Genomic DNA, 24956 nt, shown 5'->3' on the forward strand with positions numbered 1-24956 from the left:
GGCATGAGCGAGCGAAGAGCGCTTCTGCGCCGCATACGCGTGTGGTTGGCCGTCTTCATCGTCTGCCTCGTCCTGAGCGGACTGACGGCCTTCCCCCTCGTCACCGAACTGCACCTCGTCCACGACGCCCTGACCTCCTGGGCCTCCCCGGTCGCCGACACCTTCCCCGCCCTGTCGGCGTGGATCGAGCGGGTGCGGACCGGCGCGGACGTCGCCGACGGGCAGTACCCCTTCCTGCTGTACGGCACCGACTGGCTGGCCTTCGCGCACCTCGTCATCGCCGTCGCCTTCTACGGCCCGTACCGCGACCCCGTACGCAACATCTGGGTGATCGAGTTCGGCATGATCGCCTGCGCCGGGATCATTCCGCTCGCGCTGATCTGCGGCCCGATCCGGGACATCCCCTTCTGGTGGTCGGTCATCGACATGTCGTTCGGGGTCTTCGGGGTGATCCCACTGCTGTACGTACGACGGCTGATCAAGCGGCTGGAGGCGCTGCCCGCGACCGAGCCGGCTGACCCGACCGGGCCGGACGGACCGACCGGGCCCGCCGAAGCCGCCGCCCGGCCCGCACGGTCCGCCTAGCCGAACGCCGCCATGATGACGTTCAGGCCCACCTTGTTGGTGTCCTGGCCCTTCGCGTCCGTGGCGTTGATGCTGTAGACGAGCGTGCGGGACAGATCACGGGTGGCCGCGACGGCGGTGTTGTAGCCCCAGCGGCCACCCGACTTGCCCCACACCTCGCGCCCGCCCAGCCTCTTCATGGACAGCCCGACGGAGTACGCAGCGGGCTCACCGGTCCTGACGTCGAGCACGTCCCTCCCGGGCAGCGTGAACATCTCCTCCAGCAGCGGGCCGCGCACGACCTGGCCCCGGAACAGGGCCTTGGTGAACCGCTCCAGATCTGCGGTCGTGGAGATGATGTCCCCCGCCGCCCAGCCGTCCGTCACGCCCCACACCGTCACATCGCGCAGCCCGGTCGTGCCGTCGTCCAGCCTCATCGTCTGGTAGCCGTGGTTGTGCGGGCCCCGGATGCGCGGGTCGGTGCCGGGGAAGTACGTGCCGCGCAGGCCGAGCGGCTCCAGGATCAGTCGGCCGACCTCGTTCTCGTACCGGGCGCCCGTCACCCGCTCGATCAGCAGTCCCGCGACCGTGTAGCCGATGTTGAGGTAGTGCTGCTTCGTGCCCGGCGCGAACTCCGGCTTCTTGCCGGTCGCGGAGCGCACCATCGCGCGCGGGTCGTGCACGTCGAAGCGGTGCGCGTACCACTCCTCGACGGTCGTGCCGGGCATGTCCGGGGCCGGAATGCCGTGCGTGTGGTTGAGCAACTGCCGGACGGTGACCTTCCCGTACGTCGCCGGGATCAGGTCCGGGAGGTAGGAGCGGGCCGGCCGGTCCAGGTCGACCCTGCCCTCCGCCGCGAGCCGCAGCACCACCGCGGCCGTGAAGACCTTCGTCACCGAACCGGCCCGGAAACGTGCATCCGGGTCCGCCGGGCGGCCGGACTTCAGGTCGTGCACACCGGAACTCCCGTGCCAGCTGCCACCGGTGCCCCCGACCCGTACGAGGGCGGCGGTCGCGTCCGCGGTCGGCAACCCGGCGATCGCGGCCTCGAGAGCGGCCTCGTCCGGCTTTCCGGCGTCGTCCGTGCCGCCGTCCGTGCACACGGGTGCGGGGGAGTGGGCCGCGGCCGGCACCACGGACGGGCCCGCCGCGACACCGAGGACGAGTGCGGCGGCGAGGAGGGTGCGGGTACGGCCGTTCATGGTCAACTCCTGTGATGTGAGCAGTCGTTCTGACGGCTCCATCCTGTTGACCGGGCGCCGGAGCGGATCGCCGGTGGGAGCGGTCCTGGTGGGCTCAGTTTCTCCCCGCCACGGGGGAGGCGGTCGGCGCCGGTCCTCCCCCGGCCGGGGGATCCCCCGCGGCGATCAGCCCGGTCTCGTACGCACAGATGACCGCCTGGACACGGTCGCGCAGCCCCAGCTTCGCGAGGACATGGCCCACATGTGTCTTGACCGTGTGCTCGCTGACGACGAGCGTGGCCGCGATCTCCGCGTTGGACAGGCCGCGTCCCAGCAGGAGCAGCGTCTCGCGCTCCCGGGCCGTGAGCACGTCGAGGCGCGGGTCGGGCCGGGGCGCGCGCGGCGCCGACTGCGTGTACTCCTCGATCAGCCGCCGTGCCACCGAGGGCGCGAGCAGCGAGTCGCCCGCCGCCACCACCCGCACCGCGTGCACCAGATCGTCCCGCCGCACGTCCTTGAGCAGAAAACCGCTCGCGCCCGCGTGCAGCGCCTCGTACACGTACTCGTCGGTGTCGAACGTCGTCAGCATGACGGTCCTGCACGCGGACTCGGCGCTGATCGTGCGGCAGGCCTCGATCCCGTCCATGCCGGGCATCCGGATGTCGAGCAGCGCCACATCGGGGGTGAGCCGGCGGACCGCGTCGACGGCCCGCGCCCCGTCGCCGGCCTCGGCGACGACCTCGATGTCCGGCTGTGCGTCGAGGATCATCGCGAAGCCGCTGCGGACGAGCTCCTGGTCGTCGGCCACCACCACGCGGATCGTCACCGCCCCACCTCCCCGAGCGGCAGCGTGACCGCGACCCGGAAGCCCCGGCCGTCCGGGCCCGGCCCGCACGCCGCCGTCCCGCCGTGCGCGGCGGCCCGCTCATGTACACCCACCAGCCCGTGGCCGCCGATCCCGCCCACCAGCCCGTGGCCGCCGTTCCCGACCGTCGGGCCGCGGCCGTCGTCCGTCACCAGGATCTCCACCTCGTCCTCTTCGTAGGTCAGTTGCACGGTGGCCGTGGCCGCCCGCGCGTGCTTGACCGTGTTCGTCAGCGCCTCCTGGACCACGCGGTACACGCTCGCCCCGAGGGTCGCCGGCAGTGGCCGGGCGGTGCCGGTCACCTCGTACGAGACGTCGAGACCGCTGCCGCGTACGCGCTCCAGCAGACCGGGCAGTTCGGCGGGGCCCGGCTGCGGCTCGCGCGGCGCGTCCGTACCGGGCCCGTCGCGCAGCACACCCAGCATCCGGCGCAGCTGCGTCATCGCGTCCCGACCCGTCTCGGAGATCGCGTCGAACGCTGCTTCGGCCCTCTCCGGGGCCGTACGCACCGCGACGGGGCCCGCTTCCGCCTGCACGATCATCAGGCTCACCGCGTGCGACAGGATGTCGTGCATCTCCCGGGCGATCCGGGCCCGTTCGCGGGCGGCCGCCTGCTCGGCCTCGATACGGTTCGCCCGCTCCAGCTGCGCCGCCCGGTCCTCCATGGCCGCGATGTACCGCCGGCGGGTGTCGGTGAGCCGCCCGAAGACGTACGCCGCGCCGAGCACGAACAGCGAGAACAGCAGCTCCCTGGCCGACCGGGTGTTGAGCCACACGGACGCGGCCACGATCACCGGCAGCAGCGCAAGCACGCCCAGCCGCTTGCGAGGCGGCGACAGGGCCCCGATCGTGTAGACGACCACCAGGCCGGTGTACGGGAGGGGCTGTCCCGGCCCGTCGACCGCGAACGTGTACAGCGCGCTCGTCGTCAGCACGGCCATCAGCACGGCGACCGGCGCGCGACGGCGCCAGAGCAGCGGCAGCACGGTCAGTGTGGTGAGACCGTACGCCTCCCAGGTCGCCGCCGGCAGCTGCGGGTCGCGCGGCACCACGAACGGCATGGTGACCGCCGCCTGCACCAGCAGGGTGAGCCCCACGTCCACCGCCCACGGCCGGGCGGCCCACGCCCCCCGTACGTCCACTACGGCTTGCGGCCCACCGCGCCGAACTGCGCCACCTCCGCGACCGGGTCCCCCTCGGCGCGCCAGCGCGCACAGGAGACGATGCCCGGCTCCAGGACCTCGAGCCCGTCGAGGAAGGCGGCGAACTCGGCACGGCTGCGCGCGGTGATCGGCGGGGTTGCGTTCTCGTTCCAGAAAGCCATCGCCTCGGTGTTGCCCTCGCCGCCCAGCTCCAGTGTCGGGTGCGTGAGCGCCAGATAACTGCCGGACGGTATGGCGCCCATGATGCGGCGCACGATCGACGTGGCCTCGTCCGTGTCGAGGACGAAGTTGAGGATGCCGAGCATTATCACGGCGACCGGCCGCGACAGATCGAGCGTCGGCTCGACGGACCGCAGGATGTCGTCGGGGCGGTGGGCGTCCGCGTCGATGTACTCGGTGCGGCCCTCCGGTGTGCTGGTCAGCAGCGCGCGGGCGTGCGTCAGCACGATCGGGTCGTTGTCGACGTACACGATCCGCGCGTCGGGCGCGATGCGCTGTGCGACCTCGTGGGTGTTGTCGACGGTCGGCAGCCCGGTGCCGATGTCCAGGAACTGCCGCACCCCCGCCTCACGGGCGAGGAAGGTGACGGCCCGGCCGAGGAACGCCCGGTCCGCGCGGGCGACCTGGCCGATGCTCGGGAACATCCCGGTCACCTGGTCACCGACCTGACGGTCGATCTGGTAGTTGTCCTTGCCGCCGAGCCAGTAGTTCCAGACCCGGGCGTTGTGGGCGATGTCGGTGCGGATCCTGGCGGCGTTCTCGGTCACGCGAAGTCTCCTTTTCCGGCACGGGACTTGAGGAGTACGGAGGCGAGAGTATCGACCCGGTTGGTCGTGATCGAGTCGACGCCGCTGCCCACGAGGCGGCGCATCGTACGGCGTGTGTCGGCGGTCCAGGCGGAGAGCAGCAGACCGTCCGCATGCACCCGGTCCGCGAGCTCCCGGCTCACCAGGCCGAAGCGGTAGTTGAGCCAGTGCGGGCGCAGCGCGGCCAGCAGGGCCGGCCGGGGCGGGGCGAGCGTCGTCCAGGTCAGGGCGATCTCCGCATGGGGGTCGGCGGCGCGGACCGCGAGCAGGCCGACCGGGCCGCCCGAGTAGTAGACCCGCTCGCCCGCACCGCATGCGCGGACCGTGTCGACGATGGTGCGCACCGCCGCGTCGTCGGCGCCGGGCAGATCGAGCATCAGCCGGTGGGCGCCCACCGCGACGATCGCCTCGCGCAGGGTCGGCACCCCGCCGGACGTCAGCTCGGTCAGCTGCGCATGGGTGAGCCGGGCGAGCGGACGATCGTGGCCCCAGAGCCGCTCGAGCGTCTCGTCGTGCAGCAGCACGGGCACGCCGTCGCGGGTCACCCGGACGTCGACCTCGACGGCGTCCGCGCCCCGGGCGATGGCGGAGTGCAGCGACGGCAGTGTGTTCTCGCGGGCGACGTAGGGATCGCCCCGGTGCGCTACGAGCGTGACGGTGCGCATGGGGCGGACCTCACTTCGCCAGCCATCGCTCGGTGTACGTGTCGATCTCGGTGGCGATCCGCGCCTTTCCGGCCGCGTCGAGGAACGACGCCTCGACCGCGTTCTTCGCGAGCGCGGCGACGCCGCGCTCGTCCAGCTCGAGCAGCCGGGCGGCGACCGCGTACTCGTTGTTGAGGTCGGTGCCGAACATCGGCGGGTCGTCACTGTTGATGGTCACCAGCACTCCGGCGGCGACCATCTCCTTGACGGGGTGCTCGTCGAGGTTCGCCACGGCCCGGGTGGCGATGTTGGAGGTGGGGCAGACCTCCAGCGGGATGCGGTGCTCGGCCAGGTGGGCCAGCAGCTTCGGGTCCTGCGGGGCGCTGGTGCCGTGGCCGATGCGCTCGGCACGCAGGTCGTTCAGCGCGTCCCAGACGGTCCCGGGCCCGGTGGTCTCACCGGCGTGCGGCACGGACCGCAGCCCGGCGGCGATGGCCCGGTCGAAGTACGGCTTGAACTGCGGCCGGGGTACGCCGATCTCGGGTCCGCCGAGGCCGAACGAGACCAGGCCCTCCGGGCGCAGGTCGACCGCGAGCCGCGCCGTCTCCTCGGCCGCGTCGAGCCCCGCCTCGCCGGGGATGTCGAAGCACCAGCGCAGGATGACGCCGAGCTCGGACTCGGCCGCCTTGCGGGCGTCCTCGATCGCCTCCATGAAGCCCCGCTCGGGGATGCCCCGGCGGGTCGAGCTGAACGGTGTGATGGTCAGCTCCGCGTAACGGATGTTCTGCCGGGCCATGTCGCGGGCGACCTCGAAGGTCAGCAGCCGGACGTCCTCGGGGGTGCGGACGAGATCGACGACCGAGAGGTAGACCTCGATGAAGTGCGCGAAGTCGGTGAAGGTGAAGTAGTCGGCGAGGGCCTCCGGGTCGGTGGGAACCTGGGAGTCCGGGTGCCGGGCGGCCAGTTCGGACACGATGCGCGGCGACGCCGAACCGACATGGTGGACATGCAGCTCGGCCTTGGGCAGCCCCGCGATGAAGGGGTGCAGATCGGTCATCGGGTCCTCCGTGTGCTGAGCCGTCCGGGTCAGGGATCATCGTAGGCGGGGTGGGTGCCGCGGGGCGCGCAGCCCGTAGCATGACAAATTCACGATGGGGGAGGGCCCATGCCAGACCAGAGCGACCAGCCGCCGGTTGGATACGAGCCGAACGACCCGTGGGCCCCGCCGGAGCGCCGGGCGCCCCAGGACAAGCAGGACAGGGTGGACCTCGGCAAGAAGACGCCGGACGCACAGCCGGGCCGCCCCGCCGTCCACGACCAGCCGACGGTGACGTCGATGCCCTCGGCCGGGGTGCCCGGCACGGGGCCGGGGACCGGGGACGCCGGAGCCGTACCCCCGCCGCCGATAGCCCCGGGCGGGCCCGCACAGCCCGCCCCCGGCCCGTACGGCTACCCGGCCGCGCCCGGCACCCCGGCCGGTGGCACCCCGGGCTACGGCTATCCGGCCGCGCCGGGCACACAGACCGGTGCACCCGGCTACGGCTACCCCGGATACCCGGGCTACTCCGGCTCCTGGACGATGGGCACCCAGCCGCAGAACGGCATGGGCACGGCCGCGATGGTGCTCGGCATCCTCGCCGTCTGTCTCTTCTGCATGTACGGCATCCCCAGCCTGATTCTGGGTGTGCTCGCCCTGATCTTCGGCATCCTCGGCCGCAAGCGGTACCAGCGGGGCGAGGCGAACAACAAGGGCCAGGCCCTCGCCGGGATCATCCTCGGCTCCGTCGGCATCGCCCTGGGACTCGCCATCATCGCGTTCTTCGCCTGGATCATCGTGAACGCCGACAAGTGGGAGGAAAGCGGCGTCGACGAGGACCCCTGGGCGACGACGCTGGTCGTCGACGCCGCCCCGCGCTGATGGGTGCCTGACAGGACGGGACCGTCCGGGCGGCCCCCCGCGCCGCCCGGCCGTCCGTCCCCGGGCTCAGGCCTCGGCCTGCGGGGCCCGCAGCCGCTCGCGCGCCTCCATCAGTGCGAAGCCGAGCAGATTGAGCCCCCGCCACCGCGCGGGGTCATGGGCCCGCTCGTCGTCCGCGGCGAGGCCGATTCCCCAGACGCGGTCCAGCGGGCTCGCCTCCACCAGCACCCGGTCCCCGGTCGCGAGCAGGAACTCCCGCAGGTCGGCGTGCTGGGCGAACTTGTGCACGCTGCCTTCGACCACGATCCCGAACCGCTCGCGCTCCCATATCTCGTCGCTGAAGCCACGCACGAGACGGCCCGTCTTCTTCGCCAGCGCCGGACTCGTCGCCGCGACGGCCTTGCGCTCCGCGTCCTCGTCACCGAAGAGGCGCGCCTTACCGGCCATCATCCAGTGCTCGGCGGTCGCGTACTCGATCCCGTCCACGGTGAACGGCGACTGCCACCACTGACTCAGGCAGCTCGCGCCGATGGCACCGTCGCGGCGCGGCGTATGTCCCCAGAAGTGCAGATACTTGATCCGTCTCCCGCCGGCGGCCTGCTCGATCAGAGCCTCTGCGGTGGTGCTGGTGATCCCCATGCAGGCGAGTCTGGCACCCGCCACTGACACTCCGTACGCGGATGACCGCTCTCGCGCGACACATGGTCGACCGATTCCGTCGCGTAACCAAAAGGCAACTACGGAATCACTTGTTGGCGAAGGTTGGCTCTGTCAGGATCGGCACTCACTTAGAGCTGGAACAACGGAGAGCGTCATGGGCAACCGCTTCCAGGCACAGGACCGCTTCAAGGCCGGCGCACAGTACGTCGGCGGGCAGCTGCGCCCGGGCACATCGGGACATAACCACACCGTCGTCGATCCTGCCACCGGAGAGCAGGTCCTCGAGTACGAGCTGGCGGGCACCGCCGACGTGGACGCCGCCGTCGCCGCCGCGCGCGAGGCGTTCCCCGGCTGGGCGGGAGCCACCCCCGGCGAGCGCTCCGACGCCCTCCACCGCTTCGCGTCCGTGCTCGCCGAGCAGGCCGAGGACTTCGCCCAGGCCGAGTCGCTGCAGTGCGGCAAGCCGATCAAGCTGACCCGCGAGTTCGACGTGCCGGGCACCGTGGACAACACCGCGTTCTTCGCCGGTGCCGCGCGTCATCTCCAAGGGCAGTCCGCGGGGGAGTACAGCGGCGACCACACCTCGTACGTACGCCGCGAGCCGATCGGCGTCGTCGGTTCCATCGCGCCCTGGAACTACCCGCTCCAGATGGCCGCCTGGAAGGTCCTCCCGGCCATCGCGGCGGGCAACACGATCGTCCTCAAGCCCGCCGAGCTCACCCCGCTGACCTCCCTGATGTTCGCCCGGGCCGCGGCCGAGGCCGGCATCCCCGACGGTGTCGTCAACGTCGTCACCGGCGCCGGCAAGGAGGCCGGCGAGCGTCTCGTCGGGCACCCGGACGTGGCCATGACGTCCTTCACCGGCTCGACCGCGGTCGGCAAGCGCGTCGCCGAGATCGCCACCGCCACCGTCAAGCGGCTCCACCTGGAGCTCGGCGGCAAGGCCCCCTTCGTGGTCTTCGACGACGCGGACCTGGAGGCCGCCGTGCACGGCGCGGTCGCCGGCTCACTGATCAACAGCGGCCAGGACTGCACCGCCGCGACCCGCGCCTACGTCCAGCGCCCGCTGTACGACGCGTTCGTCGCCGGGGTCGCCGATCTGATGGCGACCGTACGGCTCGGCGACCCCTTCGACCCGTCCACGGATCTCGGTCCGCTCGTCTCGCACACCCAGCGCGACCGGGTCGCGGGCTTCGTCGAGCGGGCCCGTTCGTACGCCACCGTCGTCACCGGCGGGCAGGCGCCCGGCGGGGACCTGGAGAAGGGCGCGTACTACCTGCCGACCCTGATCGCGGGCGCCGCCCAGGACAGCGAGGTCGTCCAGTCCGAGATCTTCGGCCCGGTCCTGGTCGTCCTGCCCTTCGACTCCGACGACGAGGGCATCGCCCTCGCCAACGACACCCCGTACGGTCTGGCCGCCTCCGCCTGGAGTCGTGACGTGTACCGCGCGGGCCGGGCCACCCGCGAGATCAAGGCGGGCTGCGTCTGGGTGAACGACCACATTCCGATCATCAGCGAGATGCCCCACGGCGGATACAAGGCCAGCGGCTTCGGAAAGGACATGTCGGCGTACTCCTTCGAGGAGTACACCCAGGTCAAGCACGTGATGTACGACAACACCGCGGTGATCAGGAAGGACTGGCACCGCACCATCTTCGGGGACCGACCGTAAGGACCTGCGGCTACTGCCGCGTGGCTCGCCGCCCGACCAGCGGCCTCATCCACCCGAAAGGGAACAGCGCATGGAGCACTACCAGTCCGACCGCCTCTCCGCGGCCCAGCTGGCCGCTGTGCAGCGCAGTATGACGAACGGCCGGGGCGCCCTCTCCCGCCGTTCGCTGCTGCGTGCGTCAGGCGTCGGCGCCCTCACCATCGGCGGTGCCGGGATGCTGAGCGCCTGTGGCATCCCGCCCGCCAAGCGGGAGGGCGACGCAGCGGTCTCCGACGACCACTCGGCCAAGGAGAAGCGCATAGCCTTCTCCAACTGGACCGAGTACATGGACATCAGTGAGGACGAGAAGAGCCGTCCCACCCTGGAGGCGTTCACCAAGCGCACCGGGATCACGGTCAAGTACACCGAGGACATCAACGACAACGTCGAGTTCTTCGGCAAGATCAAGCCGCAGCTCGCGGCCGGCCAGGACACCGGCCGAGACCTGATCTGCGTCACCGACTGGCTGGCCGCCCGGATGATCCGGCTCGGCTGGGCGCAGAAGCTCGACCCGTCGAACCTGCCGCACGCCTTCGCCAATCTGTCCTCGCAGTTCCGCAGCCCCGACTGGGACCCGGGCCGGGCCTACTCGTACCCCTGGACCGGTATCTCCACGGTCATCGCGTACAACTCCAAGGCGACCGGCGGCCGCAAGGTGGACTCGGTCACCCAGCTGCTGGACGACCCCACGCTCAAGGGCCGGGTCGGCTTCCTCACCGAGATGCGCGACTCGGTCGGCATGACGCTGATCGACATGGGCAAGGACCCCGGGAAGTTCACCGACGCCGACTACGACGCCGCGATCGGCCGTCTCCAGAAGGGCGTCGACAAGAAGCAGATCCGCCGCTTCACCGGCAACGACTACACCTCGGACCTGGACAAGGGCGACCTCGCCGCCTGTCTCGCCTGGGCCGGTGACGTCATCCAGCTCCAGGCCGACAACCCGGACATCAAGTTCGCGATCCCGTCGGCCGGTTACATCACCTCCAGCGACAACCTGCTGGTCCCGGCCAAGGCCCGGCACAAGACCAACGCCGAGAAGCTCATCGACTACTACTACGAGCTTCCGGTTGCCGCGCAGCTGGCCGCGTACATCAACTACGTCTGCCCGGTCGACGGGGTGAAGGACGAGCTCGCGAAGATCGACCCCGCCCTGGCCTCGAACACGCTGATCCTCCCGGACAAGGCCATGGCCGCCAAGTCCCACGCCTTCCGCTCGCTCAGCAGCAAGGAAGAGACGGCGTACGAAGAGAAGTTCGCCAAGCTCATCGGCGCCTGACCTCCCCCTGCCCACCGACACCACTGGGAACGCGACCCATGACTGATTCGAAGACTTCGAAGACCGAGGGCGGCGACGTCCGGCTCTCCGGGATCAGCAAGACCTACGGCTCCTTCACCGCCGTGCACCCGCTCGACCTGACCGTCCCGGCGGGCTCGTTCTTCGCCCTGCTCGGCGCCTCCGGCTGCGGCAAGACCACCACGCTCCGCATGATCGCCGGACTGGAGGACCCCACCACCGGCACCGTCTTCCTCGGCGACAAGGACGTCACCGCCCTGCCGCCGCACAAGCGCCCGGTCAACACCGTCTTCCAGAGCTATGCGCTCTTCCCGCACCTGAACATCACCGAGAACATCGCCTTCGGACTGCGCCGCCGCGGCATCAAGTCGGTCAAGAAGCAGGTCGACGACATGCTCGAGCTGGTCCAGCTCGGGGACTTCGCGCACCGCAAGCCGCACCAGCTCTCCGGCGGCCAGCAGCAGCGCGTCGCCGTCGCCCGCGCGCTCATCAACCACCCCCAGGTGCTCCTCCTCGACGAGCCGCTCGGCGCCCTCGACCTCAAGCTGCGCCGCCAGATGCAGCTGGAGCTCAAGCGCATCCAGACCGAGGTCGGCATCACCTTCGTCCATGTCACGCACGACCAGGAGGAGGCCATGACCATGGCCGACACGGTCGCGGTGATGAACGGCGGCCGGGTCGAGCAGCTGGGCGCGCCCGCCGAGCTCTACGAGAACCCGCAGACGACCTTCGTCGCCAACTTCCTCGGCACCTCCAACCTCATCGAGGCCGAGGTCGCCGAGACCGGCGGCAGCGACATCCTCGTCTCGGCCGCCGACGCCAAGCTGCGGCTGCCCGCCCAGCGCGTCGCCACCCAGCCCCGCAGCGGCGGGAAGCTGCTGGTCGGCGTCAGGCCCGAGAAGATATCGCTCGCGCACGCCGACGACGCGGGAGACATCGCCGACGGCCGCAACCGGATCACCGGAAGGATCGCCGACTCCAGCTTCATCGGCGTCTCCACGCAGTTCGTCATCGACAGCCCGGTCTGCCCCGAGCTGGAGGTGTACGTACAGAACATCGAGCGCGACTCCCGCCTCGTGCCCGGTGCCGAGGTCGTGCTGCATTGGAACCCCGAGCACACCTTCGGCCTCGACGCCGATCAGGACATCGACGCCGGTGTCGAGACGGTCGAGGAGAGCGCATGACCGTCACCGAAGCGCCGCCCCCGGTGGCCGCCACCGCTGAACCACCCGTCCACAAGCCCTCGGTCCGCCGCAAGCTGGTCCCGTACTGGCTGCTGCTGCCCGGCGTCCTGTGGCTGCTGGTCTTCTTCGTGCTGCCGATGGTCTACCAGGCCTCGACCTCGGTGCAGACCGGCTCGCTCGAAAAGGGCTTCGAGGTCACCTGGCACTTCCAGACCTACTGGGAGGCCTTCCAGGAGTACTACCCGCAGTTCCTGCGCTCGCTGCTGTACGCCGGCACCGCCACCGCGCTGTGTCTGCTGCTCGGCTACCCGCTCGCCTACCTCATCGCCTTCAAGGCGGGCCGCTGGCGCAATCTGCTGCTGATCCTGGTCATCGCGCCGTTCTTCACCAGCTTCCTGATCCGCACCCTCGCCTGGAAGACGATCCTGGCGGATGGCGGACCGGTCGTGGACACGCTGAACGCCCTGCACATCCTGGACGTCACCAGCCTGCTGGGCATGACCGAGGGGGACAGGGTGCTGGCCACCCCGCTCGCGGTCGTCTGCGGTCTGACGTACAACTTCCTGCCGTTCATGATCCTTCCGCTCTACACCTCGCTGGAGCGGATCGACACCCGGCTGCACGAGGCGGCGGGCGATCTCTACGCCACGCCCGCCACGACCTTCCGCAAGGTCACCTTCCCGCTGTCCATGCCGGGCGTGGTCTCCGGGACGCTGCTCACCTTCATCCCGGCGAGCGGCGACTACGTCAACGCCGAGCTGCTGGGCTCCACGGACACCCGCATGATCGGCAATGTCATCCAGTCGCAGTACCTGCGGATCCTGGACTACCCGACAGCGGCCGCGCTGTCCTTCATCCTGATGGCCGTCGTGCTGATCATGGTCACGGTCTACATCCGCCGCGCCGGAACGGAGGACCTGGTCTGATGCAGTGGCTCCGACGCAACCTCGTCGTCATCGCGGGCCTCGGCACGCTCGCCTACCTGATCGTGCCGAACGTCGTCGTGACGGTGTTCTCCTTCAACAACCCCAAGGGGCGGTTCAACTACACCTGGCAGGAGTTCTCGCTCGACGCCTGGAAGGACCCGTGCGGGGTCGCCGACCTGTGCGGCTCGCTCTCGCTGTCCCTCCAGATCGCCGCCTGGTCCACCCTCGGTGCGACCGTCCTCGGCACGATGATCGCCTTCGCGCTGGTCCGCTACCGCTTCCGGGCGCGTGGCACGATCAACTCGCTGATCTTCCTGCCGATGGCGATGCCCGAGATCGTGATGGCCGCCTCGCTGCTGGCGCTGTTCCTCAACATGGGTATCGAGCTGGGCTTCTGGACGATCCTGATCGCCCACATCATGTTCTGCCTCAGCTTCGTCGTCGCCGCCGTCAAGGCGCGCGTCCTGTCGATGGACCCGCGTCTGGAGGAGGCCGCGCGTGATCTCTACGCCGGTCCCGTGCAGACCTTCCTCCGGGTCACCCTGCCGATCGCGGCCCCGGGTATCGCGGCGGGCGCGCTGTTGTCCTTCGCGCTCTCCTTCGACGACTTCATCATCACCAACTTCAACTCGGGCAACACCGTCACCTTCCCCATGTTCGTGTGGGGCTCGGCCCAGCGCGGTACGCCCGTCCAGATCAACGTCATCGGTACGGCCATGTTCGCCATCGCCGTCATCGTCGTTGTCGCCGGCCAGGCGATCAGCAACCGGCGGAAGAAAACAGCAGTAGCGAAATAGGTCCTGAAGGAGTGGAAACCATGGCCCCAGCTGCCATGACCTTTGCCTCATCACTCTCCGACGCCCAGCCCGTCCCCTTCTGGCTGGAAGACCCCGGCAAGCCCGACCCCCTGCCCGCCCTCACCGGCGACGAGCGGACCGACCTCCTCGTCGTCGGCGGCGGCTACAGCGGACTGTGGACCGCGCTCCTCGCCAAGGAGCGCGACCCCGAGCGGGATGTCGTACTGATCGAAGGCCGCGAGGCGGGCTGGGCCGCCTCGGGCCGCAACGGCGGCTTCTGTGCCGCATCGCTCACCCATGGCCTCGGCAACGGGCTCGCCCGCTGGCCGCAGGAGATGGTGAAGCTGGAGGAGCTCGGCGCGCGGAACCTCGACGCCATCGAGGCCGCCGTCGGCACCTACGGCATCGACTGCGACTTCGAGCGCTCCGGCGAGATCGACGTGGCCACCGAACCGCACCAGCTCGAAGAGCTCCGCGAGACGTACGAGGAGGCCGAGCGCCTCGGCTTCGGCGACGGACTGGAGCTGCTGGACCAGGACGCCGTGCGGGCCGAGGTCAACTCGCCGACGTTCCTCGGCGGACTGTTCGACCGGCGCGGAGTGGCCATGCTGCACCCGGCGAAGCTCGCCTGGGGCCTCAAGCAGGCCTGTCTCGACCTCGGCGTGCGGGTGTACGAGAACACCCGCGCCCTCGACCTCTCGGCCTCCGGCGCGGGGATGGCCGTTCGCACCTCGTACGGCCGGGTCTTCGCCCGGCGCGTTGCGCTCGGCACGAACGTCTTCCCGTCGCTGGTCAAGCGGGTCCGCCCGTTCACCGTCCCGGTGTACGACTATGCGCTGATGACCGAGCCCCTGTCGCCCGCCCAGCTGGACTCGATCGGCTGGAAGAACCGTCAGGGACTCGGGGACAGCGCCAACCAGTTCCACTACTTCCGGATCACCGCCGACCGCCGCATCCTGTGGGGCGGCTACGACGCGATCTATCCGTACGGCGGCAAGGTCACCGCCGAGATGGACCACCGGCCCGAGACGTATCTGAAGCTGGCCGGCCAGTTCTTCACGTGCTTCCCGCAGCTGGAGGGGCTGCGCTTCAGCCATGCCTGGGGCGGCGCGATCGACACCTGCTCGCGCTTCTCCGCCTTCTTCGGTACGGCCCACGGCGGGAAGGTGGCGTACGCCGCCGGATACACCGGACTCGGCGTCGGCGCCACGCGCTTCGGCGCGGAGGTGATGCTCGACCTCCTCGCGGGCGAGCGCACCGAGCGCACCGAGCTGGAGATGGTGCGCACGAAGCCGATGCCGTTCCCGCCGGAGCCGGTCGCCTGGGCCGGGATCGGCATCACCAAGTGGTCGCTGGCCCGCGCGGACGCCAACGGCGGGCGGCGGAATCTGTGGCTGAAGGTGATGGACCGCCTCGGCCTCGGCTTCGACAGCTGACACCCGCTTTTGACGGATCGCCGCTTGTGCGCCCCTGGCGTACAGGCGGCGATCCTTTTCGTGTCCCGCGCAGCGGCCGCGATCGCCGAGCAGGGCGAGGTGTGAGCGCACCGGTGCGGTGTCGGAGGTCTTGACAACCTGATTGGTCTGGACCATCTTTTGCCGGGCTCCACCTCGAATCCCCCACCCCCGGAGGCAGTTGTGGCCCGCACCAGACCCCTCGCCGTCGTCGTGGCGGCCCTCCTCGCCGCGAGCGGACTCGTCGCGTCCGCCCACACCGCACAGGCGGCAGACGCCGAGCTGGCGCGCAACGGCGGCTTCGAGTCCGGCCTGGACGGCTGGAGTTGTACGGCGGGCAGTGGTGCGGTCGTCTCGTCCCCCGTGCACAGCGGCAGCAAGGCGCTGCAGGCGACCCCGGCCGGCAGCGACAACGCCAAGTGCTCGCAGACCGTCACCGTGCAGCCCAACTCCTCGTACACGCTCAGCGGTTGGGTGCGGGGCAGCTACGTCTACCTCGGGGCGTCCGGCACCGGCACCAGCGACGTGTCGACCTGGACCCAGTCGGCCCCCGACTGGCAGAAGCTGACGACGACGTTCACCACCGGTGCCAGTACGACCTCCGTGACGATCTACTCGCACGGCTGGTACGGCACCGGCGCCTACCAGGCCGACGACCTTTCCCTCTTCGGCCCGGGCGGCGCCCCGGTCGGGATCCCGGCGGCGCCGACCGGGCTCACCGCCGGCACCCCCACCTCCTCCACCGTGCCGCTCTCCTGGTCACCCGTCCCCGGAGCAACCGGCTACAACGTCTACCGCAGCGGCACCAAGATCCTCTCGGTGACCGGGACCTCGGCCACCGTGACGGGACTGGCCGCCTCCACCTCGTACAGCTTCCAGGTCACCGCCACCAACAGCGCGGGTGAGTCGCCGAAGTCCACGGCCGTCACCGCGACGACGACGCCGGGCGGCGGCCCCGGGCCCGGCCTGCCCGCACACGCCCTGGTCGGCTATCTCCACGCGAGCTTCGCCAACGGCTCCGGCTACACGCGCATGGCCGACGTGCCCGACTCCTGGGACATCATCAACCTCGCCTTCGGCGAACCGACCTCGGTGACCTCCGGCGACATCCGCTTCACCCTCTGCCCGGCGAGCGAGTGCCCGAACGTCGAGTCCGTCGCCGACTTCAAGGCCGCCATCAAGGCCAAGCAGGCCGCGGGCAAGAAGGTCCTGATCTCCATCGGCGGCCAGAACGGCCAGGTCCAGCTCGCCACCACCGCCGCCCGCGACACCTTCGTCTCGTCCGTATCGAAGATCATCGACGACTACGGACTCGACGGCCTCGACATCGACTTCGAGGGCCACTCACTGTCCCTGAACGCGGGCGACACCGACTTCCGCAACCCCACCACCCCGGTGGTCGTCAACCTGATCTCGGCGCTCAAGACCCTCAAGGCCAAGTACGGCGACGACTTCGTGCTGACCATGGCACCGGAGACGTTCTTCGTGCAGCTCGGCTACCAGTACTACGGCTCCGGGCCGTTCGGCGGCCAGGACCCCCGCTGCGGGGCGTACCTCCCGGTCATCCACGCCCTGCGGGACGACCTCACCCTGCTCCACGTCCAGCACTACAACTCGGGCCCGATCATGGGGCTCGACGACCAGTACCACAACATGGGGAACGCCGACTTCCACGTCTCCATGACCGACATGCTCCTCACCGGTTTCCCGGTCGCCAAGGACCAGTCGAGGTTCTTCCCTGCCCTGCGCCCGGATCAGGTGGCGATCGGCCTGCCCGCCACGACGAATGCGGGCAACGGCCATACGCCGCCCGTCGAGGTCAACAAGGCGCTGGACTGTCTGACGAAGCACACCAACTGCGGCTCTTACCAGACCCATGGGACATGGCCGGGGCTGCGCGGGCTGATGACCTGGTCGGTCAACTGGGACCGGTTCGGAGGCTGGGAGTTCTCCCGGAACTTCGACGCGTACTCCTGGTGACCAGCAGCAGCACCCCGCACAGACACCAACTGCCCAGCACGTCCAGGGGCCAGTGGTAACCACGCAGGACGAGGCCGATGCCCGTCGCCACCGTGAGCATGACGGCGACGGGCATCAGCCATCTGCCGATGAGCAGCGCCGCACCGACGTACGCCACCATCGCCGTGGCCGCGTGCCCCGACGGGTAGTAGCCGGTCTCGGCGGTCAGCGGCCCCGGACGGTCGGTGAGTGCTTTGAGCGGGGCGACGAGAGCCGGCACGAGGGCCATGGCGAGGACGACGGCCAGGGCATGGTGGCGCCGCCGCCTGTACAGCGCGTACGTGACCGCCGCGGCGAGCACCGGCAGCGCGACCGGCATGCTGCCGAGGTCGGCGAGGAATTCGGTGAGCCCGGCGGGGCCGTCGCCCACGACCGCACGGTCCACGCGCTCGTCCAGGGCGCGCAGCGGACCGTGCGCGGCGACCTGCCAGGTGATCAGCGCGAAGAGGACGGCGCAGAGCGCCGGGGAGAGCAGGGAGACCAGCGAAACCTGGGAAGCCCGGGAAAGAGCCGGCCGCCCCGGAACAGGGGGGGTGGTTCCGAGGCGGCCGCCTGGATCGGTTTGCCGCGCGCCCCGGGGGGTTTGGGGCGGGCGGCCATCCGATCGGTGAGGAGTTCCGGACCCAGAGGCTCCGGTGGTGTGCGCGAGGGCACGGCCAGGTCGGGGCTGGGGATGCTCCGGCCTGGAATCGCTCGCAGTCCCCTGCGGGCGGGGTGTTTCTCTCATCTGCAGAAACCGTACGTCAGCAGGAGGGGGGACCAACAGCCGGAACTCCATCCCGCCATCGGCCCCCCACACCTTCTTCACAGGGAGCGCGCGATTACTGGGGGTCACCCCCCAGCCGCCGGGGTCACACCGTGGCGAACGCGGCCTCCAGGATGTCCAGACCCTCGTTCAGCAGGTCCTCGCCGATCACCAGCGGCGGCAGGAAGCGGAGCACGTTGCCGTACGTACCGCAGGTCAGGACGAGCAGGCCCTCGGCGTGGCAGGCCTTGGCGAGCGCGCCGGCGGCCTCGGGGTTCGGCTCCTTGGTGGCCGGGTCCTTCACCAGCTCGATCGCGATCATGGCGCCGCGGCCGCGGATGTCGCCGATGATCTCGTACTTCTCCTGCATGGTGGCGAGGCGGCCCTTCATGACCTCCTCGATGCGCTTGGCCTTGCCGTTGAGGTCCTGCTCCCGCATCGTCTCGATGGCGCCGAGCGCACCGGCGCAGGCCACCGGGTTTCCGCCGTAGGTGCCGCCCAGGCCGCCCGCGTGCGGGGCGTCCATGATCTCGGCGCGGCCGGTGACGGCGGCGAGCGGCAGACCGCCCGCGATGCCCTTGGCCGTGGTGATCAGGTCCGGGACGACGCCCTCGTCCTCGCAGGCGAACCACTGGCCGGTGCGGCAGAAGCCGGACTGGATCTCGTCGGCGACGAAGACGATGCCGTTGTCCTTGGCGAACTGGGCGATCGCCGGGAGGAAGCCCTTGGCCGGCTCGATGAAGCCGCCCTCACCGAGGACCGGCTCGATGATGATCGCGGCGACGTTGTCGGGGCCGACCTGCTTGGTGATCTGGTCGATGGCCTGGGCGGCGGCCTCCGGGCCGCAGTTCTCCGGGCCGGTCGGCCAGCGGTAGCCGTACGCCACCGGGACGCGGTAGACCTCGGGGGCGAACGGGCCGAAGCCGTGCTTGTACGGCATGTTCTTGGCGGTCAGCGCCATCGTGAGGTTCGTGCGGCCGTGGTAGCCGTGGTCGAAGACAACGACGGCCTGGCGCTTGGTGTACGAACGCGCGATCTTGACGGCGTTCTCGACGGCCTCGGCGCCGGAGTTGAACAGCGCGGACTTCTTGGCGTGGTCGCCCGGGGTGAGCTCGGCGAGGGCCTCACAGACCTCTACATAGCCCTCGTACGGCGTGACCATGAAACAGGTGTGGGTGAAGTCCTGCAGCTGGGCGGACGCGCGGCGCACGACGGCCTCGGCGGAGGCGCCCACGGAGGTCACGGCGATGCCGGAGCCGAAGTCGATGAGGCGGTTGCCGTCGACGTCCTCGATGATGCCGCCACCGGCGCGGGTGGTGAACACCGGCAGCACGGAACCCACGCCGCCCGCGACCGCGGAGAGACGACGGGCCTGCAGCTCCTGCGACTTCGGGCCGGGGATGGCGGTGACGACGCGGCGCTCCTGCGGGATTGCGGTCATGAGGGCTCCTGGGGGTGTTTCGGACGCACTTCTGCTTTCTTCGCAGGCTAGGTCCGGGTCCGGGGGTCGGGCATGCTCCGTTCGGGAGTGGTGGGGGCGTGTCGTTGTCCGTCACGGACATAGAGCGGTTCGCCTCGGGATTCCCTCCGGAAGTGTCGGGGGCTCTTTCCAGGATCACCGTTCACTCGGGGTTTGCGACCGGGGCGAGGACCATTCCACCGACGACGAGTGCCGGCGCGACGAGGCGTCCGGCGTCGGCCGGGTCCTTCGGCACCGCACCCTCGGCCTCACGCCGGAGCGGATCACCGCCGCCCTGCAGCGGCTCGCCCGTGGCGTACTCGCTGAACTCCCCGCCGCAGGGCACTAGATTGACGGTGGCACAGACGCGGTCCTGGCTGGTCAGGGGGCAGGGTTCATGGACACCGAAGGCACGTACGACGCACGCGGTACGCGGGCGGGCAGCGCCGGGAGCGCGCACGCGGCCCCGCAATCCGTCCCGCGCCCCGCCGGGCCCCCGCCGATGCCGCCCGCCGTCCCCCCGGCCCCCTCGCACGCCCCCGCCCCGTCCACCGGCGCGTCCGTCGCCGACTGGCTGCGTACGCCCCGGCCCCAGGCCGACCCGGGCTTCTGGCGCCTCGGCCACCGGCCGCGCCCGGAGCAGGAGCCCGAGCTCATCCCCGCCCGGCGGCTCTTCACGGGCGCCCTCATCGCCCTGCTCTCCGGCTGGCTGCTCTGGTCCCTCCTGTGGAACGGCTACCTCGGCCGCTACTGGCTCTGGCCGCTGCTCGTCCTCACCCCCGACTCCTGGCGCGCGGACCCGCCGGTCTGGGCCACGGCCAGCTATGTGTACTACGCCCTCGTCGGCGGTGGCCTGCTCGTCTTCTTCGCCCGTATCGGCCACGTACCGGAGATCTGGCGCCGGTACGCCCACAGGAAGGACGCCCCCGCCCCGCCGCCCCCGCCCAAGGAGGACCCCGCCGACTGGCCCGAGCTGCGCGCCGCCGGGCTCGACGAGGCGGCGCGCACCCTCGCCGAGGCGACGAGGAAGGGCACGCTCGGCGATGTCGACTACGCCCGGATCCGCCGCGCCTGGCAGGGCGTCCGGACCCGGCCCGAGCGGCTGCCCGCCTTCACCGACGCCGTCCGCGCCGACGGCCCCGCCGCGTGTGCCCACCCCTCGGGCGTACGGGACCTGCCCGTCCGCACGGCCGCCCATGACCTCGCCACCGGGCAGGTGCGGATCGGCACCGCCGCCGACCACCCCCGCAATCCGTACGCCCGCCGCACCACCGGAGTCGCCCTCGAACCCGCGCTGCTCGGGACCTCGCTGCTGGCCGTCGGGCCCTCCGGGTCCGGGAAGACCGTGCGGCTCGTGCGGCCCGTCGTCGAGGCCATGTGTCTGCAGGCGCTCGCCAACCGGGCCGCCGTCGTCGCCGTCACCGCCCACGGCACGGCGCTCGCCCCCGACGACGCCTTCGACCTCGTCATCGCCCCCGGGCGGCCCGAGTCCACGCACGACCTCGATCTCTACGGCGGCGCCGACGACCCCGACGAGGCCGCCCGCATCCTCGCCGAGGCGCTCGTCGGCGACCTGGCGGTCGACAGCCGCCGGGCCGCCACCGCGCTCGCCCAGCTCATCGGGCCGTACCGGAGCGTCCACGGCCACTTCCCCGCCGTGCCGGAGCTGCGCGACCTCGTCGGCGGCGCGCCCGCGGCACTGGGCGAGCTGCGCACGGCCCTGGAGGCGGCCGGTGAGGCCTCCCAGCTGCGCGAACTCGACGCCCGCGGGCGCCAGTCGGAGCGCGCGGACGATGTCGGTGTGCTGCTCGCCGAGCGGATCGCGTTCCTCGACCGGCCCGCGTTCGCGCCGTTCTTCCGTACGAAAGAGCCCGGCCGGCAGTTCTCGCTGCGGGCCATTGAGCACCCGCTGCGGGTGCGCGTCGACCTGCCCGAGCGCGGTCACGCCGAGGCGTCCCGGATCATCGCCCGGCTCGTCCTCGCCCAGTTCACCGAGGCCGCGCTCGCCCGCACCGACCGCTCGCTCTTCGCCTGCCTGGTCCTCGACGACGCCACCTGCACCGTCACGGCGGACTCGGTGCGGGCCGTGCAGAGGCTGCGCTCCGCGAACGCCGGGGTCGTCCTGTCGCTACGGACACTGGAGGACGTGCCCGAGGCGCTGCGCGGGCCGCTGCTGGGCGCGGTCGGCTGCCGGATGGCGTTCGCCGGGCTCGCGCCATGGGACGGCGGGCGCTTCGCCGAGACCTGGGGCACAGAGTGGGTGCAGACCCGGGACGTCACCAACCGGCAGATCATCTCGGACGAGCCGCTGACCAAGGCGCTGCACTTCATGCGGCGCCTGGTGACCGGAAAGGCCGCCACCGCGGAAGCGGTGACGGTCCGTGAGGTCGAGCGGGAGCGCTGGTCGGCGTCCGAGCTGGCGCACTCCGTGCCCGCCGGGCATGCGGTGCTGTCCCTCACGTCGGTGCGCGGCGAACACACCCCGCCACTGCTGGTGGATCTGCGAAGCTGACCCGGCCGGCCGGACGTGAACCGGCAGGCGGGATCTGGCCGGCTGACCGGACCTGACCCGGCTATCCGTACGCGGTGGCAGAATCGAGGTGTGCCGTTCATACGGGACGGCGAAAAAGCCAGAAGCACTCACCCTCTGCCGAAAGCCCGCGGTCCCATGCCGGTCACCCTCGCCCAGCTTGTCCAGCACTCCGCGCTCAAACTGACCGTGCGCGCCGGGGAGGACCGACTCGGGACCCCCGTGCGCTGGGCGCACGTCAGCGAGCTCGCCGACCCCGTGCCGTACATGGAGGGCGGCGAGCTGCTCCTCGTCACCGCGATGACGCTGGATGCCGCGGACCACGAGGCGATGCGCCGCTATGTGCGGCGACTGGACGGCGCCGGAGTGGTCGGGCTCGGCTTCGCCGTCGGCGTCAACTACGACGACATCCCGGAGGCGCTGCTGGACGCGGCCGAGGAGGAGGACTTCCCGCTCCTCGAAGTGCCGCGCCGTACCCCCTTCCTCGCCATCAGCAAGGCCGTGTCGGCCGCCATCGCCGCCGACCAGTACCGGGCCGTGACCGCGGGCTTCGAAGCCCAGCGCGAGCTGACCCGCGCCGCACTCGCCGAGGGCCCGGCCGCGCTGCTCGCCAAGCTCGCCGCGCATGTCGACGGCTGGGCCGCGCTCTACGACGCTTCCGGTGCCGTCGTCGCGGCCGCTCCCGACTGGGCCACCCGGCGCGCGGCCCGGCTCACCGCCGACGTCGAGCGACTGCGTGAGCGGCCCGCGCCCGCCAGCGCCGTCGTGGGCGGGACGGAGGACCGGGTCGAGCTGCAGTCGCTCGGTACCGGGCGGCGGGTGCGCGGCGCGCTCGCCGTCGGCACGGGCGCCCCGCTGGGGACGGCCGAGCGGTACGCCGTGCATTCCGCGGTCGCCCTGCTGACGCTGACGACGGAACGCTCCCGCTCGCTGCAGGCCGCCGAGCAGCGCCTTGGCGCGGCGGTGCTGAGGATGATGCTGTCCGGGCAGCCGGACCACGCCCGGGCGGTCGCCGGGGATCTGTACGGCGAGCTCCTCGACGCCCCCTTCCGGCTGCTGATCGCCGAGCTGGCGGGCGAGCCGGACCCGGCCGCCGAGCACCCCGTGCACGCGCTCGCCGAGTCGCTGGAGTCCGCGGCGTCCCGGTCGGGGGAGGCGATGCTGACCGTTCCCGAGGGCGACGACCGGCTCGTCGTCCTGGCGGTCGACGGTGGAGCGGTCGTGGCCGCCTGCGAGTCGTACCCGGAACGGGAGGCCGAAGAGGCGGGCATCGTCATCGGCATGTCCGCCCCGACCGGCCCGATCGCCGTCGCGTCGGCGTACAAGCAGGCCGAGCAGGCCCTCTCCGTCGCCCGCCGCCGCGGCCGCGCCCTCGTCGAGCACGAGGAGCTCGCCGCCGGCTCCGTCCTGCCGCTCCTCGCCGACGACGCCGTGCGGGCCTTCGCCGACGGCATGCTCCGCGCCCTGTACGAACACGACGCGACCGGCCGCGGCGACCTCGTCGCCTCCCTGCGCGCCTGGCTGTCCCGCCACGGTCAGTGGGATGCGGCGGCCGCCGACCTGGGCGTCCACCGCCACACCCTCCGCTACCGCATGCGCCGCGTCGAGGAGATCCTCGGCCGCTCCCTGGACGACCCGGACGTCCGCATGGAGCTCTGGCTGGCCCTGAAGGCGACGGCGGGTCCGACCCCCGAGTGACCCTTCGGGCTCCGGCCTGCCCCATGCCCGGCCCTGCGGGCGCTCTCCGGTACCGCAGGTGGCCCGGGTGTCCTGGCGCGACGGACGGGCTGGAAACGCGCCGCCCCGGAGACGGGAGCCGCACATCGACCTAGCCGGGAGGGGCGGGGAGGGAAAAATTTTCACCTCTGCTGCCCGAAGTCGGGCAGAAATTCTGGCTTTTGATTGCTGAACGACTAGGGTCCTGCCTCGTGATCTCCAGCGACGGGGAGGCACCCGCCGCCCGTCCGCGAGACGAGGACGAGAAGGACCGATGACGCAACCTGCTCCCTGCACCGGTACCCCCGCGGCCGAAGCACCCCGCACCACCGCCGCGGCATCCACCGCTTCCACCGCACCCGGGCGCCGGATATCCGGAGCCGTCTGGGGCGCGCTCGCCATCGTGTACGTCGTCTGGGGATCGACGTACCTCGGCATCCGCGTCGTCGTCGAGACGATGCCGCCGTTCCTGTCCGCCGGGGCCCGCTTCATCACCGCCGGACTGATCCTCGCCGCGATCATCGCCTGGCGGCAGGGGCCCGCCGCGCTGAAGGCCACCCGCGCCCAGCTCGCCTCCGCCGCGGTCGTCGGTCTGCTGCTCCTCCTCGGCGGCAACGGACTCGTCGTCCTCGCCGAGACGGCCGTGCCCTCCGGGCTCACCGCCCTCCTCATCGCCGTCGTCCCCGCCTGGGTCGTCGTGCTCCGCAGGGCCTTCGGCGAGCGCCCCGGCATCGGCGCGTACAGCGGCGTCCTGCTCGGGCTCGCGGGCCTCGCCGTGCTGACCCTCCCCGGGCTGAGCGGCGACGTACGCCTCTGGGGCGTCCTCACCGTGATCGGGGCGACCGTCATGTGGTCGGTCGGCTCCTTCTCCTCCGCCCGCATCCCCATGCCCGCCAACCCCTTCGCGGCGAGCGCGTACGAAATGGTCGCGGGCGGCATCGGCTGTCTGCTGGTCGGCCTCGGCCGGGGCGAGCAGCACGGCTTCGTGCTCAGCGAGGTGTCCGGCCGCTCCTGGACCGCCCTCGCGTATCTCGTCGTCTTCGGCTCGCTCATCGCGTTCACGGCGTACGCGTGGCTTTTGCACTCCGCGCCGCTCTCGCTCGTCGCCACGTACGCCTACGTCAACCCGGTCGTGGCCGTACTCCTCGGCGCACTGATCCTGAACGAGCAGCTGACCTGGCCGATCGCTCTCGGTGGCGCCGTCGTCGTGGCAGGTGTGTGCCTGATCGTCAGCACGGAACGCCGCGGCCGGGAAAGCCGTCGCTGACCTGCGCACTCGCCAAAGCGGCCAGGCCGCCCCACCGACCACTCCAACGC

At 71.2% G+C, this 24956-nt stretch carries 22 protein-coding genes; 12 read left to right on the forward strand and 10 right to left on the reverse strand.

All coding sequences use genetic code 11. The features are described 5' to 3' along the window. Nucleotides 1-3 precede the first annotated feature (3 nt). Complete coding sequence (locus ACWCXB_RS12740; RefSeq protein ID WP_450721948.1) at nt 4-585, forward strand: hypothetical protein; 582 nt, start codon at nt 4-6, stop codon at nt 583-585. Here the strand turns inward: ACWCXB_RS12740 and ACWCXB_RS12745 are convergent. The 6 genes from ACWCXB_RS12745 to ACWCXB_RS12770 form a co-directional block, all read right to left on the reverse strand. Next, nucleotides 582-1766, reverse strand: coding sequence for a serine hydrolase domain-containing protein (locus tag ACWCXB_RS12745; RefSeq protein WP_450721950.1), 1185 nt, complete (start codon nt 1764-1766; stop codon nt 582-584). The two genes, ACWCXB_RS12740 and ACWCXB_RS12745, sit on opposite strands and share 4 nt — an antisense overlap. A 94-nt stretch (nt 1767-1860) precedes the next feature. Next, the gene (locus ACWCXB_RS12750) at nt 1861-2571 is read right to left on the reverse strand and encodes a response regulator (RefSeq protein ID WP_450721952.1); all 711 of its coding nucleotides are present in this window, start codon (nt 2569-2571) and stop codon (nt 1861-1863) included. After that, nucleotides 2568-3752 (reverse strand): sensor histidine kinase, encoded by a 1185-nt coding sequence (locus ACWCXB_RS12755; protein ID WP_450721954.1) that lies wholly within the window; start codon nt 3750-3752, stop codon nt 2568-2570. The genes ACWCXB_RS12750 and ACWCXB_RS12755 overlap by 4 nt, the downstream gene beginning before the upstream one ends. Further along, complete coding sequence (locus tag ACWCXB_RS12760) at nt 3752-4540, reverse strand: SAM-dependent methyltransferase (protein WP_450721956.1); 789 nt, start codon at nt 4538-4540, stop codon at nt 3752-3754. The genes ACWCXB_RS12755 and ACWCXB_RS12760 overlap by 1 nt, the downstream gene beginning before the upstream one ends. After that, the gene (locus ACWCXB_RS12765; RefSeq protein ID WP_450721958.1) at nt 4537-5244 is read right to left on the reverse strand and encodes a glycerophosphodiester phosphodiesterase; all 708 of its coding nucleotides are present in this window, start codon (nt 5242-5244) and stop codon (nt 4537-4539) included. Before ACWCXB_RS12765 ends, ACWCXB_RS12760 begins: the two co-directional genes overlap by 4 nt. A gap of 10 nt (nt 5245-5254) precedes the next feature. Then, a complete protein-coding gene (locus tag ACWCXB_RS12770) occupies nt 5255-6280 on the reverse strand; it encodes an adenosine deaminase (protein WP_450721960.1) in 1026 nt (341 codons plus the stop codon). Nucleotides 6281-6388: 108 nt separating this feature from the next. Here ACWCXB_RS12770 and ACWCXB_RS12775 point away from each other — a divergent pair, with 108 nt between their 5' ends. Further along, entirely contained in the window at nt 6389-7141 is a 753-nt protein-coding gene (locus tag ACWCXB_RS12775) for a DUF4190 domain-containing protein (RefSeq protein ID WP_450721962.1), read from the forward strand. Between the two features lie 66 nt (nt 7142-7207). Here ACWCXB_RS12775 and ACWCXB_RS12780 read toward each other — a convergent pair whose 3' ends face one another. Continuing rightward, nucleotides 7208-7780, reverse strand: a complete 573-nt coding sequence (locus ACWCXB_RS12780) for an NADAR family protein (protein ID WP_450721964.1) — start codon at nt 7778-7780, stop codon at nt 7208-7210. A gap of 175 nt (nt 7781-7955) precedes the next feature. Between ACWCXB_RS12780 and ACWCXB_RS12785 the strand changes: the two genes are divergently transcribed. The 7 genes from ACWCXB_RS12785 to ACWCXB_RS12815 all read left to right on the forward strand — a co-directional run bounded on the left by ACWCXB_RS12785 (nt 7956) and on the right by ACWCXB_RS12815 (nt 17150). Next, the gene (locus ACWCXB_RS12785; protein ID WP_450721966.1) at nt 7956-9473 is read left to right on the forward strand and encodes a gamma-aminobutyraldehyde dehydrogenase; all 1518 of its coding nucleotides are present in this window, start codon (nt 7956-7958) and stop codon (nt 9471-9473) included. A gap of 70 nt (nt 9474-9543) precedes the next feature. Then, nucleotides 9544-10791, forward strand: a complete 1248-nt coding sequence (locus ACWCXB_RS12790) for a polyamine ABC transporter substrate-binding protein (RefSeq protein ID WP_450721968.1) — start codon at nt 9544-9546, stop codon at nt 10789-10791. Between the two features lie 38 nt (nt 10792-10829). Further along, on the forward strand, nt 10830-11993 hold the full coding sequence (locus ACWCXB_RS12795) for an ABC transporter ATP-binding protein (RefSeq protein WP_450721970.1): 1164 nt from the start codon (nt 10830-10832) through the stop codon (nt 11991-11993). Continuing rightward, complete coding sequence (locus ACWCXB_RS12800; RefSeq protein ID WP_450721972.1) at nt 11990-12919, forward strand: ABC transporter permease; 930 nt, start codon at nt 11990-11992, stop codon at nt 12917-12919. The genes ACWCXB_RS12795 and ACWCXB_RS12800 overlap by 4 nt, the downstream gene beginning before the upstream one ends. Further along, complete coding sequence (locus ACWCXB_RS12805) at nt 12919-13716, forward strand: ABC transporter permease (RefSeq protein WP_450721974.1); 798 nt, start codon at nt 12919-12921, stop codon at nt 13714-13716. Before ACWCXB_RS12800 ends, ACWCXB_RS12805 begins: the two co-directional genes overlap by 1 nt. Before the next feature lie 20 nt (nt 13717-13736). Next, nucleotides 13737-15152, forward strand: a complete 1416-nt coding sequence (locus ACWCXB_RS12810; RefSeq protein ID WP_450721976.1) for an NAD(P)/FAD-dependent oxidoreductase — start codon at nt 13737-13739, stop codon at nt 15150-15152. A gap of 201 nt (nt 15153-15353) precedes the next feature. Continuing rightward, entirely contained in the window at nt 15354-17150 is a 1797-nt protein-coding gene (locus tag ACWCXB_RS12815; protein WP_450721978.1) for a chitinase, read from the forward strand. Here the strand turns inward: ACWCXB_RS12815 and ACWCXB_RS12820 are convergent. From ACWCXB_RS12820 to ACWCXB_RS12830, 3 genes are all read right to left on the reverse strand, one after another. Beyond that, nucleotides 17089-17916 carry a phosphatase PAP2 family protein gene (locus tag ACWCXB_RS12820; RefSeq protein WP_450721980.1) on the reverse strand — a complete coding sequence of 276 codons (828 nt, stop codon included), beginning with the start codon at nt 17914-17916 and terminating at the stop codon, nt 17089-17091. The genes ACWCXB_RS12815 and ACWCXB_RS12820 overlap by 62 nt on opposite strands. Nucleotides 17917-18040: 124 nt before the next feature. Further along, a complete protein-coding gene (gabT, locus tag ACWCXB_RS12825) occupies nt 18041-19375 on the reverse strand; it encodes a 4-aminobutyrate--2-oxoglutarate transaminase (protein ID WP_450721982.1) in 1335 nt (444 codons plus the stop codon). A 181-nt stretch (nt 19376-19556) separates the two neighbouring features. Next, nucleotides 19557-19739 carry a hypothetical protein gene (locus tag ACWCXB_RS12830; protein WP_450721984.1) on the reverse strand — a complete coding sequence of 61 codons (183 nt, stop codon included), beginning with the start codon at nt 19737-19739 and terminating at the stop codon, nt 19557-19559. A 51-nt stretch (nt 19740-19790) separates the two neighbouring features. Here ACWCXB_RS12830 and ACWCXB_RS12835 point away from each other — a divergent pair, with 51 nt between their 5' ends. The 3 genes from ACWCXB_RS12835 (at nt 19791) to ACWCXB_RS12845 (ending at nt 24906) form a co-directional block, all read left to right on the forward strand. After that, nucleotides 19791-21905 (forward strand): ATP-binding protein, encoded by a 2115-nt coding sequence (locus ACWCXB_RS12835; protein WP_450721986.1) that lies wholly within the window; start codon nt 19791-19793, stop codon nt 21903-21905. A gap of 156 nt (nt 21906-22061) precedes the next feature. Then, the gene (locus ACWCXB_RS12840; protein ID WP_450721988.1) at nt 22062-23621 is read left to right on the forward strand and encodes a PucR family transcriptional regulator; all 1560 of its coding nucleotides are present in this window, start codon (nt 22062-22064) and stop codon (nt 23619-23621) included. Nucleotides 23622-23913: 292 nt separating this feature from the next. Beyond that, nucleotides 23914-24906: an EamA family transporter gene (locus ACWCXB_RS12845; protein WP_450721990.1), complete on the forward strand. Its 993-nt coding sequence runs from the start codon at nt 23914-23916 to the stop codon at nt 24904-24906. Nucleotides 24907-24956 lie beyond the last annotated feature (50 nt).

The sequence above is a fragment of the Streptomyces sp. NPDC001514 genome (assembly GCF_053597075.1).